Annotated in this window: 16 protein-coding genes; 11 read left to right on the forward strand and 5 right to left on the reverse strand. The window is 68.2% G+C overall.

From position 1 onward, the window contains the following. Positions 1–206 precede the first annotated feature (206 nt). From OG519_RS21775 to OG519_RS21790, 4 genes are all read left to right on the forward strand, one after another. Positions 207–1,148, forward strand: a complete 942-nt coding sequence (locus tag OG519_RS21775; RefSeq protein ID WP_405586511.1) for a bifunctional methylenetetrahydrofolate dehydrogenase/methenyltetrahydrofolate cyclohydrolase — start codon at positions 207–209, stop codon at positions 1,146–1,148. Positions 1,149–1,323: 175 nt separating this feature from the next. After that, positions 1,324–1,686, forward strand: a complete 363-nt coding sequence (locus tag OG519_RS21780; protein ID WP_405586514.1) for a DUF3017 domain-containing protein — start codon at positions 1,324–1,326, stop codon at positions 1,684–1,686. Positions 1,687–2,151: 465 nt separating this feature from the next. After that, positions 2,152–3,006: a helix-turn-helix domain-containing protein gene (locus OG519_RS21785; protein ID WP_405586517.1), complete on the forward strand. Its 855-nt coding sequence runs from the start codon at positions 2,152–2,154 to the stop codon at positions 3,004–3,006. A gap of 169 nt (positions 3,007–3,175) precedes the next feature. Next, a complete protein-coding gene (locus tag OG519_RS21790; protein WP_405586520.1) occupies positions 3,176–4,165 on the forward strand; it encodes a malate dehydrogenase in 990 nt (329 codons plus the stop codon). 83 nt (positions 4,166–4,248) lie between these two features. Here OG519_RS21790 and OG519_RS21795 read toward each other — a convergent pair whose 3' ends face one another. The 3 genes from OG519_RS21795 to OG519_RS21805 are packed head-to-tail and all read right to left on the reverse strand — an operon-like array spanning position 4,249 to position 4,944. Next, positions 4,249–4,470, reverse strand: coding sequence for a DUF397 domain-containing protein (locus OG519_RS21795; RefSeq protein WP_405586523.1), 222 nt, complete (start codon positions 4,468–4,470; stop codon positions 4,249–4,251). A 19-nt stretch (positions 4,471–4,489) separates the two neighbouring features. After that, positions 4,490–4,711 (reverse strand): DUF397 domain-containing protein, encoded by a 222-nt coding sequence (locus OG519_RS21800; RefSeq protein ID WP_405586526.1) that lies wholly within the window; start codon positions 4,709–4,711, stop codon positions 4,490–4,492. Next, positions 4,687–4,944 carry a Scr1 family TA system antitoxin-like transcriptional regulator gene (locus OG519_RS21805; protein WP_405586528.1) on the reverse strand — a complete coding sequence of 86 codons (258 nt, stop codon included), beginning with the start codon at positions 4,942–4,944 and terminating at the stop codon, positions 4,687–4,689. Before OG519_RS21805 ends, OG519_RS21800 begins: the two co-directional genes overlap by 25 nt. Positions 4,945–4,963: 19 nt before the next feature. On the opposite strand from OG519_RS21805, the gene OG519_RS21810 reads away from it, so the two are divergent. The 5 genes from OG519_RS21810 to OG519_RS21830 all read left to right on the forward strand — a co-directional run bounded on the left by OG519_RS21810 (position 4,964) and on the right by OG519_RS21830 (position 8,377). Next, positions 4,964–5,269 carry a transposase gene (locus OG519_RS21810; protein ID WP_405585552.1) on the forward strand — a complete coding sequence of 102 codons (306 nt, stop codon included), beginning with the start codon at positions 4,964–4,966 and terminating at the stop codon, positions 5,267–5,269. Then, complete coding sequence (locus OG519_RS21815) at positions 5,266–6,150, forward strand: IS3 family transposase (protein ID WP_405586530.1); 885 nt, start codon at positions 5,266–5,268, stop codon at positions 6,148–6,150. Before OG519_RS21810 ends, OG519_RS21815 begins: the two co-directional genes overlap by 4 nt. Positions 6,151–6,157: 7 nt before the next feature. Continuing rightward, complete coding sequence (locus OG519_RS21820) at positions 6,158–7,180, forward strand: RHS repeat-associated core domain-containing protein (RefSeq protein ID WP_405586533.1); 1,023 nt, start codon at positions 6,158–6,160, stop codon at positions 7,178–7,180. 182 nt (positions 7,181–7,362) lie between these two features. Beyond that, positions 7,363–7,986, forward strand: a complete 624-nt coding sequence (locus tag OG519_RS21825; RefSeq protein WP_405586535.1) for a DUF4253 domain-containing protein — start codon at positions 7,363–7,365, stop codon at positions 7,984–7,986. 148 nt (positions 7,987–8,134) lie between these two features. Further along, positions 8,135–8,377, forward strand: coding sequence for a hypothetical protein (locus tag OG519_RS21830; protein ID WP_405586538.1), 243 nt, complete (start codon positions 8,135–8,137; stop codon positions 8,375–8,377). Between the two features lie 26 nt (positions 8,378–8,403). Here OG519_RS21830 and OG519_RS21835 read toward each other — a convergent pair whose 3' ends face one another. Next, the gene (locus OG519_RS21835) at positions 8,404–9,849 is read right to left on the reverse strand and encodes an NF041680 family putative transposase (RefSeq protein WP_405586541.1); all 1,446 of its coding nucleotides are present in this window, start codon (positions 9,847–9,849) and stop codon (positions 8,404–8,406) included. Positions 9,850–10,111: 262 nt separating this feature from the next. On the opposite strand from OG519_RS21835, the gene OG519_RS21840 reads away from it, so the two are divergent. Then, positions 10,112–10,705, forward strand: coding sequence for a DinB family protein (locus OG519_RS21840; RefSeq protein ID WP_405586544.1), 594 nt, complete (start codon positions 10,112–10,114; stop codon positions 10,703–10,705). 184 nt (positions 10,706–10,889) lie between these two features. On the opposite strand, the gene OG519_RS21845 is transcribed toward OG519_RS21840, so the two are convergent. Continuing rightward, positions 10,890–11,792, reverse strand: a complete 903-nt coding sequence (locus OG519_RS21845; RefSeq protein ID WP_405586547.1) for a hypothetical protein — start codon at positions 11,790–11,792, stop codon at positions 10,890–10,892. 623 nt (positions 11,793–12,415) lie between these two features. Between OG519_RS21845 and rocD the strand changes: the two genes are divergently transcribed. Further along, positions 12,416–13,600, forward strand: coding sequence for an ornithine--oxo-acid transaminase (rocD, locus tag OG519_RS21850; protein ID WP_405592886.1), 1,185 nt, complete (start codon positions 12,416–12,418; stop codon positions 13,598–13,600). Positions 13,601–13,650: the final 50 nt, after the last annotated feature.

A 13,650-nucleotide genomic window follows, 5' to 3' on the forward strand; every position in this document is an offset into this window, starting at 1 on the left:
ACGGGCGGATCGTGAAAGGAGCACGGGCCGGGCGCTGCGCGAAGCGGGGGATACGCGAGGGACCTCGGGGGACGCGCCCTGGTGAGCGGGCGTTTCCCCGGCCGCGGGACATCGTCCGGCGCGGGAAGGGGCGGGCGCAAGGGACAAAGTTGTCCGGTTCGGAGGCTGATTGGTCGGCCACGGGCCCGATCCGCGAGTATGGGGGCATGACCGCCCAGATTCTCGATGGCAAGGCCACCTCCGCAGCGATCAAGTCAGAACTGACCACCCGCGTCGCGGCCCTCAGGTCCCGTGGGATCACCCCCGGCCTCGGCACCCTGCTGGTCGGTGACGACCCGGGCAGCAAGTGGTACGTGGCGGGCAAGCACCGCGACTGCGCCCAGGTGGGCATCGCCTCCATCCAGCGCGAACTGCCGGACACCGCCACCCAGGCGGAGATCGAGGCGGTGGTCCGCGAGCTGAACGAGAACCCCGAGTGCACCGGCTACATCGTGCAGCTCCCGCTGCCCAAGGGCATCGACACCAACCGGGTGCTCGAGCTGATGGACCCGGCCAAGGACGCCGACGGGCTGCACCCGACGAGCCTGGGCCGGCTGGTGCTCAACGAGACCGGGCCGCTGCCCTGCACCCCCAACGGCATCGTGGAGCTGCTGCGGCGGCACGGCGTCGAGATCAACGGCGCGTATGTGGTGGTGGTCGGGCGCGGGATCACCGTCGGGCGCTCGATCGGGCTGCTGCTGACCCGTAAGTCGGAGAACGCCACGGTGACGCTGTGCCACACCGGCACCCGGGACCTGGGCGCGCAGTTGCGGCAGGCGGACATCATCGTCGCCGCGGCGGGTGTGCCGCACATCATCACACCGGAGAACGTGAAGCCGGGCGCGGCGGTGCTGGATGTCGGCGTGAGCCGGGACGAGCAGGGCAAGATCGTCGGCGACGTCCACCCGGGTGTTGCCGAGGTCGCGGGCTGGCTGTCGCCGAACCCGGGCGGGGTGGGGCCGATGACGCGGGCGATGCTGTTGCTCAATGTGGTGGAGGCGGCGGAGGGGCTTGCGGGTTCTTCTGGTGCGGGTGCGGGTGCGGGTGCGGGTTCCGGTTCGGGTACGGGTGACGCCGGTACGGAGCAGGTGGCGGCGCATGTCGGCTGACGCGCCCGGGCCCACCCCGGCGCCGGGCCCCGCCGCTTCCCCGGCTCAGGCGGCCCCGCTGCCGCCGGCCGGGCCGACGGGGTCTGCCGGGCCCGCTGACGGTGCGGTCGAACCGCCCTGGCGCCGCGAGCCGCGTGAACCCCGTGAGCCTCGTGAACCCGGCGGCCGGCCCGCCGTGACCACCAGCACCCCGCGTCCCGAGGGCGGCCGGCCGGCGGCGGGCGTCGACGCGCCCGCGCCGGCCAGGCAGTGGCCGATTCTGCTGGTCATCGTGGGCGTGGCGGTCGGCCTGATCGTCACCGCGACGGGGGCGTTTCGGGTGGGGACGCTGCTGATCGGCGCTTCGCTGCTTGTCGGGGGTGTGCTGCGGTGGACCCTTGCGAGGGTGGGCATGCTGGCGGTGCGCAGCCGCTTCACGGATGTCTTCACCTACGCGGTGCTGGGCGTGGTGATCGTCCTCCTAGCGCTCATGGCCCAGCCCGACCCCCTGATCCGCATCCCTTTCCTGGAGGACATCATCCACTTCTCCGTCCGCTAACCGGCTCCCCGCCCTTGCGGTTGTCTGCCGTGTGCGGGTGCGTTGTGGCTTGTCGCGCAGTTCCTCGCGCCCCTGTCGGGGCACGGTTTTGCCGGGCGGAGGGGTTTGGCGCCCCAGGGGCACGAAGACTGTCCCGGGCGGAAGATCGAGCCCCAAAGGGGCGCGAGGAACTGCGCGAGCAACCGGCCACCGGCCGGGAGTCCGGGTGCGGCCGGAGCAACTACGGCGGGTTCCGGCCCTCGCAGGGGCCGGGACGAACGCTCCGGGCCGGGGGAGCCGAGCCCCAAAGGGGCGCGAGGAACTGCGCGAGCAACCGGCCACCGGCCCGAGGCGTGAGCCCCGCAAGGCTGCCCCATACCAGATACAGCCCCCACCAAGCCCACATCCAAAAGAAATCGCCCGGACGGGTGACCACCGTCCTACCGTGTGCCCTATACAAAACCCCCGAGTGACACAGGAGCATCCATGGTCCAGTGGGAGCCGTTGGCAGACAAACTCCCCGTGGACACCCGCCGCCTCGCCACCCAGCTCCGCAGGATGAAGGACCGCAGCGCCCTGACCGTCCCCGCGCTGGCCGCCAGAACCGCCCAGCCGGCCGAGACGTGGGAAAGAGCCCTGGCCGGCCAGGCCATCCCCCCGCTGCACGCCGTCGAAGTGCTCGCACAGGCCAGCGGCGCCGACTACGACCGCATCCGCGCCCTCTGGCAACTCGCCGAGAAAGCCGAGAGATCCGCCGCGCGTGGCGTCAACCGCACGCCCGGCCACCCCATCCCGTACCCCGACCCGCTCGACCCCCTGAGCGCCGACGAAGGACTGCCCAGACCGCGCCGCCGAGCGCTTCTGCTCACCACCGCAGGACTCCTCGCCGTCGCCGCCCTCCTCACCGTCGCCCTGACGGCAGGCACAAGCACGGGCGACGGCCCGACCGGAAACGCCGACCCGACCGGCCCACGGCAGCTCACCTCCGCCGGCCCCTCAGGCGACAGCCGGGCAGGCGCCCCCGGCAGCGGCGGCTCCCGCCAATCAGCAACAACCCCCAGCCACAACCCCCGTACGGGAACCGCCCCCGGCGCGGCCGCCGACGCCGACCTGCCGTCAGCCATGGGCTCGGCCTCCCCCTCCCCCCTCGACCCACCCTCGGCCGACCCCAAACCGCCCAGCCCCTCCCACGCCCCCACCACGGCGCCGCCCCCCGAAGCGACGTCGGCACCGGCCACCGGCGTGCCCACCCCGTCACCCACCCCTACGCCCGCCACCCCCACCTCCACGACCAGCGGGCTCTGCCTCAAGGTGATCGTCGTAGGCATCTGCCTCGGCTGACCCGGCCGCGCGCGGTGACCGGAGCCACATGCCCGTGGGGGAATGCCGGTCCCCGCGCGCGATAGCCTGAGCGATGGCTCTCTTGACGCCGAGAGATCCACGTTAGGGGCCGCCTGGGCCACTGCCGGGGCGACCAGTCACCCGCCGCAGGAAAAGGCCAGGAGAAGGCATGACTCGCACTCCCGTCAACGTCACCGTCACCGGAGCGGCCGGCCAGATCGGCTACGCCCTCCTCTTCCGTATCGCCTCGGGCCACCTGCTCGGCGCGGACGTGCCGGTGAGCCTCCGGCTCCTGGAGATCCCGCAGGGCCTCAAGGCCGCCGAGGGCACCGCCATGGAGCTGGACGACGCCGCCTTCCCGCTGCTGCGGTCCATCGACATCAGCGACGACCCGAACGCCGCGTTCGACGGCGCCAACGTCGCCCTGCTGGTCGGCGCCCGCCCCCGCACCGCCGGCATGGAGCGCGGCGACCTCCTCTCCGCGAACGGCGGCATCTTCAAGCCGCAGGGCAAGGCGATCAACGACCACGCCGCCGACGACATCAAGGTGCTGGTGGTCGGCAACCCGGCCAACACCAACGCCCTGATCGCCCAGTCCGCCGCCCCGGACGTCCCGGCCGAGCGCTTCACCGCGATGACCCGCCTGGACCACAACCGGGCGATCGCCCAGCTCGCCAAGAAGACCGGCGCGCAGGTCTCCGACATCAAGCGGCTCACCATCTGGGGCAACCACTCCGCGACCCAGTACCCGGACATCTTCCACGCGGAGGTCGCCGGGAAGAACGCGGCCGAGGTCGTCAACGACGAGCAGTGGCTGGCCGACACCTTCATCCCGACCGTGGCGAAGCGCGGCGCGGCCATCATCGAGGCCCGTGGCGCCTCCTCGGCCGCCTCCGCCGCGTCCGCCGCCCTCGACCACGTCCACGCCTGGGTCAACGGCACCGCCGACGGCGACTGGACCTCCATGGGCATCGTCTCCGACGGCTCCTACGGCGTCCCGGCCGGCCTGATCTCCTCCTTCCCGGTCACCACGAAGAACGGCACGATCGAGATCGTCCAGGGCCTGGACATCAACGAGTTCTCGCGTAAGCGGATCGACGCGTCCGTGAAGGAGCTCGAAGAGGAGCGCGAGGCGGTTCGCGGCCTCGGCCTGATCTGACCTCCGCCTGACGCTTCGCGCGACGAAAGGGCCCCGCGGTCCGTCACGTTGACGGACCGCGGGGCCCTCCCGTTTGCCTCGGCTCAGACGGTCGGCAGGTGGCCGGTCTTCACGTCGGTGATGAACGCGGACCAGCTTGCGGCGGGGAACAGGAGGGCGGGACCCTCGGGGTCCTTGGAGTCGCGAACGGGAACGACGCCCTGGAACCCGTCGGCGACCTCAACACAACTGCCGGCCTGTGCGCCATCGCTGTACGACGACTTGCGCCACTCAGCGGCGCTCAGGTCAGGACTGGGGTTGGACATGACGAGCACCTTTCGTCGGTCAGACGGTGGGCAAGTGGCCTGACTTCACGTCGGTGATGAACGCGGACCAGCTCGCCGCCGGGAAGACGAGCGCGGGACCCTCGGGGTCCTTGGAGTCGCGGACCGGGACGACTCCGGGGTAGTTGTCGGCGACCTCAACGCAACTGTCCGCCTGCGCATTGTCGCTGTACGACGACTTGCGCCATTCAGCGACGCTCAGGTCTGCTCTGGTGTCGTGCATGACGTGTGGTCCTCCAGCATGGATCGCAGTAGCCCGAGAGACTCGGAAGCCGACAGGGCGGAGTCTCTGAGTCGATCGTAGGACAACCGGAGGTGCTCTACTTCCTCTGTTTCCTCGACGATTTGCCCGTACCAACTGCTTTCCAGGTAGGCGACCGTCCGCCCGTTCGGGAGCCACAGCAACTTGGAGTGACCCCCGAAATTCCGACACCTGGGCACTGGATGATTGGTCATCCAGGGGAAGTGATCCAAGGTGGCAAAGCGGAAGAACTACCCCGAAGAGTTCAAGCGGGACGCGGTGGATCTGGTGCGCTCCTCGAAGGACCGGACCCTCACCGACATCGCCCACAGCTTGGGTATCCATCTGGAGACCCTGCGCAACTGGGTCCGCGATGACAAAGCTCGGGTCCGAGCGGCGGATGGTGGGGATGAGTCCGGCATGACCCCTGATGAGAAGGAAGAACTCAAGCGCTTGCGGCGGGAGAACGCCCGGCTGAAGGAGGACAACGAGATCCTCCGGAAAGCCGCCGCCTATTTCGCGCGGGAGACGACACGGTGATCCGCTTCCGTTTCGTCGATGAGCACCGGAACGCCCACAGGGTGAAGCGGATGTGCGATGTCCTCGGCTGGGACCGCTCCGGCTACTACACATGGCACCAGAACAAGGAGGCGCGGCAGGAGAAGGCCGACGAGGAAGAGGATCTGGTCCGCCGCATCCGGGAGATCCACACTGATTCGCGGGGTGCCTATGGTGCCCGGCGGATCACCGAGAAGCTACGCAGTCTTGGGCGCGTCGTGAACCGCAAACGCGTCGCGCGGATTATGCGCGAGCGTGAGATCGCCGGGATAACACGACGAAAATCGCGGTCGCTGACGAAGCAGGATCGCACAGCGCCTCCAGCACCGGACCTCATCCAGCGGGACTTCACCGCGCCGCTGCCGGGCCTGAAATTCGTCGGAGACATCAGCTGTCTGCCGACTTCGGAGGGCTGGCTGTATCTGGCGACCGTGATCGATCTGTGCACGCGGGAGGTCGTGGGCTGGTCGATGGCCGATCACATGCGTAGTGAGCTGGTCGCGGACGCCATCCGGATGGCCCATGCGGGCGGGCATACGGCCGGCAACGGGATCTTCCACTCGGACCGTGGCTCTCAATACACGTCTCATCAATTCCGTGAGTTGTTGACGGAGTTGGACATGAGGCAGAGCACCGGCCGGACCGGCTCATGTTTCGACAACGCCGCCGCGGAGAGCTTCTTCGCGGTCCTGAAAGCGGAGATCGGCACGACAGTCTGGGAGAGCAGGGCGATGGCTCGGCAGGACGTTTTCCGGTGGATCGCGGAACATTACAACAGGGAGCGGATCCACTCGACGATCGGCTACATCACGCCGTACCAGGCAAGGCTCCGCTGCCATCAACGGCTGGACCTCGCGGCATAAAACGGAAGTGTCGGGACCCGAGGGGTCACTTCAATTCGTCGGCGGCACCCCCGACCCCCTGACCGGCCTGACCAACCTCGGCGCACGCGAATACGATCCCACCCTCGGCCGCTTCCTAAGCCGTGACCCGCTTCTAGAAATCCGCCAACCTCAGCAGTGGAATGGCTACGCTTATGCAGATGACAATCCTGCAAATAACAGCGATTCGTCGGGCGAGATGCTATTCGACGACACTACTGGGCTTGGATTTGGAAATGTAAAAGATCTAAACGATTACAATAAGGCTCATTTTCCGACTATTAAATATAGCAAAGAATATAGAACCGACGTCGTCAAGGATGGGCGGGGGAATACTTATCGGATAGGAGAGGAGAAAGGGATAACTCAAGATGAGGTCAGTACGCGTACTTATCTGAATAGGAAACTGCAGGAAGGTGGTGAGTATTCGGATGGCAGCGACGCTGGTACCGGACAACAGTATCTCCCTGTAAATCCCATCAAGGGCGCAGAGAGAGGTAATGGGACTGCAGACCTGGTGCGCCTTACCTGGAAGGGGGGAAAATTGGTCAAGGCTGATGCGGTCGACATCATTACCCCTTCTAATGAAAAGGCAGAAACTGGCCCATATTTGAAATCAGCGTCCAAAAAGGAGGGGCAAGGAGATGAGATTGTTTTCAATTTGAAGCACGCTGACGATGAGCAGGCGCAGGAATTGATCAGAGCAGTCTCTCTCAGTGGCCTACGATTCAACGCCGTAACAGTCATTAACCAGAGTAGCGAATACTACAACGAAGTGACATCTGGCCTTTCGGGTTCGATGCTCAATAATTCAGCTTCGGTCGGGTCTCCGGCGCTTAATCCTGACCCAGTCGGAGGGGACTCTGGAGGAGTTAGTGGAGGCCAAGGCGAGCCCTACACCGGCCCTTGCAACTGCAGCGGAGCTGACGGGGGACCGGTTGGGGGTGTGACGGATCCGGCGGATATACTAGAGGATCTTATTGATGGTGGTGGCGATGACGGCATTGCATAGAATCGATTTGGCTGAGAAAGGTTATAGTGTCAGAATATCTCTATAGGATTGCGGCAGAATTCGATCTGGACCCAACGGACATGCAGACGGCAGTATCCCCCACTGGACTTTCCATCTCTGGCATAAGATGTCCCTCGTCTTGTCAAGGTGCTGTCTGGCGGAAATTGAGGTCCCTTCATGACGTGAGTGGACTTTGGCCATTTATTAGTCATGATTCTCCGGCTGAGTGGGAGTGGGTGTCAGGCTCACCGGATCATCCATGGGAAGTCGACCGTGGAGTCGCGAACGCGATTGTTGCTGCCCGGTTGGGCGACATTGCTGAGTACTTGGGAAACTCATCCGACGTGAAGTCGAGTAATTATGAAACGATCATGAACTCGATTTCTTCCGGGTTGGGTAGCCTCTCTCCGTATAGGGAGGGCGAATTGATGAAATCACGCTTCCAGTACCAACCTGAATGGGTTTGTGTTGCTGAAGTCCGTGGCTCCTACGAGTTGCCTATGATCCTACATGCACCATCTACGCCAAATTGGCGCGGCTCAAGGCTGGTTGAAGCTCTTGGCTTCGGCGAGCATGCTGGTGTTTTGCGAGATTGGGGTATTCGTTATGGGGCAGTGGTGTACTACATCGGTTCTTCCTCTTTGGTGTTGTCAATCGACAGGCCTCCGATTTCAAAAATAGAGGCGGCGCGGGTAGCCGTAGAGCAATTTTCCTACTGCGAGGACCTCTTGCAGATTGTCGGCGATCCCATTGCTGTGGCGAAATGCCAGGTGCCATCAACGCAATGGTTCTTCTGGTGGGATTGACTTCGGACTCAACACGATGGCGGACGTACCGTTGGATCCTTTTCCGTGGTCCCTTCTCATGGTACTGAGAGCTCGTAACACGATTTTGTTGAAGTGCCTTGGTCGGGCGTGGCAGGTAGGGTGATTCGGCCGCTCAGGAGGGCCGTTGATGGCGGTCATTTCATTGGCCGCGTTGTACGTGGAGGAGGTCAGGCCGCTGCTCGTGGAGCAGGGCGAGGCGCTGGTGGAGGTGCGCCGCGACCCAGACAACCCTGGAGGGCTCGCGGCCATAATCGAGGCTGACGATCTTCGGGTCAGAGAGGTCCTCTACTGGTCCCGGCTCCGCGTCGGCGTACGACACGCGGCAACGGTCCTGGCCAACGGCTGGCTATCCTTCGAGGCCAAGCCCTAATTCGGCGCGCGGTTTGAGCTTGGCGTTTATCCCTGCTGGGCTTGGTGTTCTTTGATTGATTCGGCACGTTTCACCCTCTTGCCGACATCGTGGCGTTTCGCACGGTGCTTGTTCTTCGATCCTGGGGGTCGTCCCGGGCCGGGTCGGGACGGTTTCGGTGCGGCTGCGGGACAGGCCGCCGTCGGGCGGATGTTGCGAAACCCCCGACGGACTCGGGCGGGGGTGAGGCGGCGGGGTTCGGCCGGCCGTTCCCAGGGGCGGCGTAGATCCTCGGCAAGGGGCCGGGCCAGTCGGAGTTGGGTGTGGGCGGCGATGACCAGCCAGGTCCACAGGTCGGCGCTGTCGGCCCGGCGGATCTTCGGGGTGGTCCAGCCGAGGGTCTGCTTCATCAGCCGGAAGGTGTGCTCAAGATCGAATCTGCGGAGGAACGCCTGCCACCAGTGGTCCACGTCCGCCGGTGCGGCGTCGGTCGAGGAGATCCACAGCCAGACCGGTTTCGGGTCGCGGTCGCCCGGCAGGCGCTCGACCTTCAGCCGCATCAAAGTGCCGTGCAGGACGGGCAGTTCCTCCTCGGCCAGGTCCAGCCAGGGACCGCGGTGGGTGAGCCTGGGATGTATCCGGTCCCAGGCCATCGCCTCGGCATTGCCGTAGCGGGTGGTGTCGGTGACCGTGCTGACCTCGGGCTCGTGCCAGCTGTCGGGCCGGGCGAAGGACAGGACGCCGCCGTGCTTGCGGGGTCGGCCGCCTTTCGGACCGCAGCGGGCTTGCCCGGCGTCGCGGAGTATCACGCGGTCCGAGCGCAGGCGTCCGACCAGCACGACCGGCAGGTCGGCCAGTGCGTGGGAGAGGTAGGCAATGTCGTAACCCGAGTCCATGACGATCCAGATGTCCGGGTCGCCGTCCTGCCACTGGCCGGCTTGCCGCAACCGGGTTACGACGCCGCGGAGTTGGGTGGCGGTGACCGCGGTCGCATCGTCGGCCTGGCCCAGGCGCACGGCGTCCAGCAGCGCGGTCCAGGAGGTCCGGCCGGTCTCCAACGCGGCGACGAAGGAGTACGGCCAGCCGGGCACGAACTGGTCTTTGCTGCGGTCTCCGCGCCCGTAGACGTGGCAGAACAACCGGTCGTCGCTGGTGGGGGCGTCAGGCCGGAGCCAATTGCTCACATCCACAGCCAGCACAATCCGGCCATCGGCCGAGCGGGGCAGCGGCAGGCCGGCCAAGGTGCGGCGCAGGCGGGCAGGCTCGCACCAGCCCCGGTCCAAAGCGGCATACAGGGCACCATGCCCCCGCCGGTGCTCGAGTGCGAGGCAGAGTTCGACCAAGGTGTTCACCGGTCCGTCCACGCACAGGACCGCGTCGGTGAGCTCGAAGAGCGCATCCGCACGCGCGTACAGGCAGTCGTAGAACTCGACCCGAAAGCGGGAGAACACCCTCAATGCCTCGCTTGTGGGCACATCAACGTGAAGACTCATAGACAGCGGCCGTTCGTCCGGACTTCGTGACTCGACATCTCGAAGCGTGAGGAACGGCCGCCTCTGCTGTCCCGGGAAGAACCACAGATCAGCAGGTCGAGTGACCTGCGAGGTTAAACGCCAAGTTGAGTCGCCGTCCCAGAACGTCGTCCGGTGAGATCTGTTCGACGCCGGAGTATCTGCGGCCCGGGTGTGCTCAGGGTGCCTATGGAGCTGCGGGGGCGGGGAGGAGCGGAGGCGGGGTGGGCGGGAGACTTGGGGGATGACTGTTTCGGATGCCAAGGCTGACCTGCGCCGTTATCTGCAGTACGCCCGTGATGCGCTGGTGTGGAAGCTCGACGGGCTGGGCGAGTACGACATACGGCGGCCGTTGACGCCGACCGGGACCAATCTGCTGGGGCTGGTCAAGCATGTGACCGGGGCTGAGCGGGGGTACCTCGGCGATACGTTCGGGCGTCCGGCCGGGGGGCAACTGCCCTGGGCGGACAGTGGGGAGCCCAACGCGGACATGTGGGCCACCGCCGAGGAGTCGCGGGAGCAGATCGTCGGGCTCTACCGGCAGACGTGGGCGCATTCCGACGCGACCATCGACGCGTTGCCGCTGGACGCGGTCGGCCGGGTGCCGTGGTGGCCCAGCGCGGTGAGCGAGGTGACGCTGAACCATGCGGTGATCCGGGTGATCGCCGACACGCACCGGCACGCCGGGCACGCGGATATCCTCCGGGAGCTCGTCGACGGGGCGGTGGGGATGAACGAGGGCAACACCAGCATGGCGCCGGGTGACGCGGCGTGGTGGGAGAGCTATCGAGGCCGGGTCGAGCGGGCGGCCGAGGAGGCGGCGGGCCGGGACGCGTAGGCAGCACCCGTCGCCGGGGTCACGCCCGGCGGCCCGGCGGCCCGGCAGCGCGGCCGTATGGAGACCTGTGGCCCGCGCGGGGTCGGACGCGGCGGCGCCAGCGGGAGCCACCGGGATCCGGCCCGGCTTCCCGGGGATACGTAGGCACGCCGGCCGCGGCTCATGCCGGTCGGACGTGGCGGGCTTACGGGCGGGAGGTCGGTACGGCGAGGGGTGCGGCGGTCGCGGGGTCCGTCGCGGCGCCGGGGTCGGCGGGTTCGCCGAAGCGGGCGAGGGCGAGGGCGCCGAGGACGGCGAGGGCGAAGCCGGCCACGGCGGCCGGGGCCCAGCCGTTACGGGTCCGGTCGTCGAGGGCCAGTACGCCGACCAGCGCGGGGCCGATCGTCTCGCCGATCACCATGCCGGCGGTGGCCACCGTGACCGAGCCGCGGTGCAGGGCGGAGGTCAGCAGGAGGAAGGCGGCGGCGCCGCCGAGCAGCAGGGCGTAGAGGGCGGGGTTGGTGAAGAGGGCGGCCGGGCGGAGGGCGTCGATGAGGCGGACCGCCACCTCGACCACGCCGAAACCGAAGCCGGCGCCCAGGCCGAGCGCGGCGGCGCGGGCCCGGCCCGGGAGGCGGCCGGCCGCGGCACCGAGGGCGGGTACGGCGGCGGCTGCCGCGAGCAGGGCCCAGCGCAGGGGGGCGGTGCCGTGGCTGCCGCCCTCGGTGCCCGAGGCGAGGCCGAGGAGGGCGAGGCCACCGCAGACGGTGGCGACGGCGGACCACTCCACGGGGCCGAGGCGGGCGTGGAGGAGGCGGGCGGCGGTGACGGCGGTCACCGCGAGGCTCGCGGCGAGCGCGGCGCCGACCGCGTAGATCGGGAGGGTGCGGAGGGCGAGGAGTTCCAGCAGGAAGCCGGCGCCGTCGAGGGCGAGGCCGGCGGTGTACGTCCCTTGGCGTACGGCGCCGGCCAGCAGTTTCGCGTCCACGCCGGAGTTTTTGCGTGAACCGGTGCTTGGGTGGGCGGCGCGGGCGCCAAAGGTTTGCAGGACGGAGGCGACGCCGAAGCAGGCGGCTGCGCCGAGGGCTTCTAGCAGTCCGGTCACCATTCGCCGAGGGTATGTCTTTGTACGGGCGAGTGCGTGGCGGGTTCGCCGTGGGGGCTTCGGTGGTGTTCGGGCCTTGGGCCGGTGGGTGGTTGCTCGCGCAGTTCCTCGCGGCCCCTTTGGGTCCGGGTTCGCCGACCCGGGGGCGTTTGTGCGGCTGCCTCCGGCCGGGTTCGCCGTGGGGGGTTCGGTGGTGTTCGGGCCTTGGGCCGGTGGGGGCTGGGCGCGCAGTTCCCCGCGCCCCTGTAGGGCAACGTCCTCTCGGAGGGGCGCCCGGCGGTCCGGTGTGGCTCGGGGTGCCCCTCAAGGGGCGCTGGGGGTACCCCCAGGCGGAGCTCTGGGGGAGGAACTGCGCGAGCAACCACCCACCGGCCGGTGGTCCGGACACGACAGGAACAGCCCCTCCCGGCCGGTGGCGGGCGACGCCCCCGCAAGGGCCTCCCGGGAGGGGGATTCCGGGAAGGGGTCCGGGACGGGGGTGGGCGCGGGACCATGGAGGGGAGGCACCACCCCCTGCCTCGTACAAAAAGGCCCCCGAACGGAGTCCCCCAGTGACCACTCTCTCCAGCGACAGCGCGACCGACCGCACCGGACCGGCCGCCAAGGGGGCCGCGACGGACCGCGAGATCGCCGCGGCGGAAGCGCACAGCGCGCACAACTACCACCCGCTGCCCGTCGTGATCGCCTCCGGCGAGGGCGCCTGGGTGACCGACGTCGAGGGGCGGCGTTACCTGGACATGCTCGCCGGATACTCGGCGCTCAACTTCGGCCACGGCCACCCCCGCCTGATCGCCGCCGCGAAGGCCCAGCTCGACCGGGTCACCCTCACCTCCCGGGCGTTCCATCACGACAAGTTCGCCGCGTTCTGTACGGCGCTGGCGGAGCTGTGCGGGATGGAGATGGTGCTGCCGATGAACACCGGGGCCGAGGCGGTGGAGACCGCCGTCAAGACCGCCCGCAAGTGGGGCTACCGGGTCAAGGGCGTGCCCGACGGCCAGGCCAACATCGTCGTCGCCGCGGACAACTTCCACGGCCGGACCACGACGATCATCAGCTTCTCCACCGACCCCGAGGCCCGCGCCGACTACGGTCCGTACACCCCCGGCTTCACGGTGGTCCCGTACGGCGACCTCGCCGCGCTCGACGCGGCGGTGGACGAGAACACGGTGGCGGTCCTCATCGAACCCATCCAGGGCGAGGCCGGCGTCCTCGTCCCGCCGCCCGGCTACCTCACCGGGGTGCGGCGCCTCACCGCCGACCGCGGGGTGCTCTTCATCGCCGACGAGATCCAGTCGGGCCTGGGCCGCACCGGCCGTACCTTCGCGTGTGAGCACGAGGACGTCGTCCCCGACATGTACGTGCTCGGCAAGGCGCTCGGCGGCGGGGTCGTCCCGGTCTCCGCGGTCGTCTCCTCCCGGGAGGTGCTCGGTGTCTTCCGTCCCGGCGAGCACGGTTCCACCTTCGGCGGCAACCCGCTGGCCTGCGCGGTCGGCCTCGAAGTGCTGGCGATGCTGGGGACCGGGGAGTATCAGCGGCGGGCCGCCCAGCTCGGCGACCACCTGCACGGGGAGCTGCGCGGGCTGCTCGGCACCGGGGCGGTGACCGCGGTGCGCGGGCGCGGGCTGTGGGCGGGCGTCGACGTCGCCCCCTCCATCGGGACGGGGCGCGAGATCTCCGAACGCCTTCTCGCCCGTGGCCTCCTCGTCAAGGACACCCACGGCTCCACCATCCGCCTGGCCCCACCCCTGGTCATCACCCAGGCCGACCTCGACTGGTCCCTGACCCAGCTCCGCGAGGCGCTGCGCGGCTAACCGGGCCCTAGCGTCCCGGTGCGCTTCGGGGTGCCCCAAAGGGGCGCGAG

The sequence above is a fragment of the Streptomyces sp. NBC_01190 genome, assembly GCF_045039895.1.
Lineage (GTDB): Bacteria > Actinomycetota > Actinomycetes > Streptomycetales > Streptomycetaceae > Actinacidiphila.

Bases quoted from the DNA above. Each gene is read 5' to 3' on its own strand.
- OG519_RS21840 (WP_405586544.1), top strand. From the start codon at position 10,112: ATGACTGTTTCGGATGCCAAGGCTGACCTGCGCCGTTATCTGCAGTAC.
- OG519_RS21845 (WP_405586547.1), bottom strand. From the start codon at position 11,792: ATGGTGACCGGACTGCTAGAAGCCCTCGGCGCAGCCGCCTGCTTCGGC.
- OG519_RS21785 (WP_405586517.1), top strand. From the start codon at position 2,152: ATGGTCCAGTGGGAGCCGTTGGCAGACAAACTCCCCGTGGACACCCGC.
- OG519_RS21790 (WP_405586520.1), top strand. From the start codon at position 3,176: ATGACTCGCACTCCCGTCAACGTCACCGTCACCGGAGCGGCCGGCCAG.
- OG519_RS21835 (WP_405586541.1), bottom strand. From the start codon at position 9,849: ATGAGTCTTCACGTTGATGTGCCCACAAGCGAGGCATTGAGGGTGTTC.
- OG519_RS21800 (WP_405586526.1), bottom strand. From the start codon at position 4,711: ATGCACGACACCAGAGCAGACCTGAGCGTCGCTGAATGGCGCAAGTCG.
- OG519_RS21775 (WP_405586511.1), top strand. From the start codon at position 207: ATGACCGCCCAGATTCTCGATGGCAAGGCCACCTCCGCAGCGATCAAG.
- OG519_RS21805 (WP_405586528.1), bottom strand. From the start codon at position 4,944: ATGACCAATCATCCAGTGCCCAGGTGTCGGAATTTCGGGGGTCACTCC.
- OG519_RS21830 (WP_405586538.1), top strand. From the start codon at position 8,135: ATGGCGGTCATTTCATTGGCCGCGTTGTACGTGGAGGAGGTCAGGCCG.
- OG519_RS21795 (WP_405586523.1), bottom strand. From the start codon at position 4,470: ATGTCCAACCCCAGTCCTGACCTGAGCGCCGCTGAGTGGCGCAAGTCG.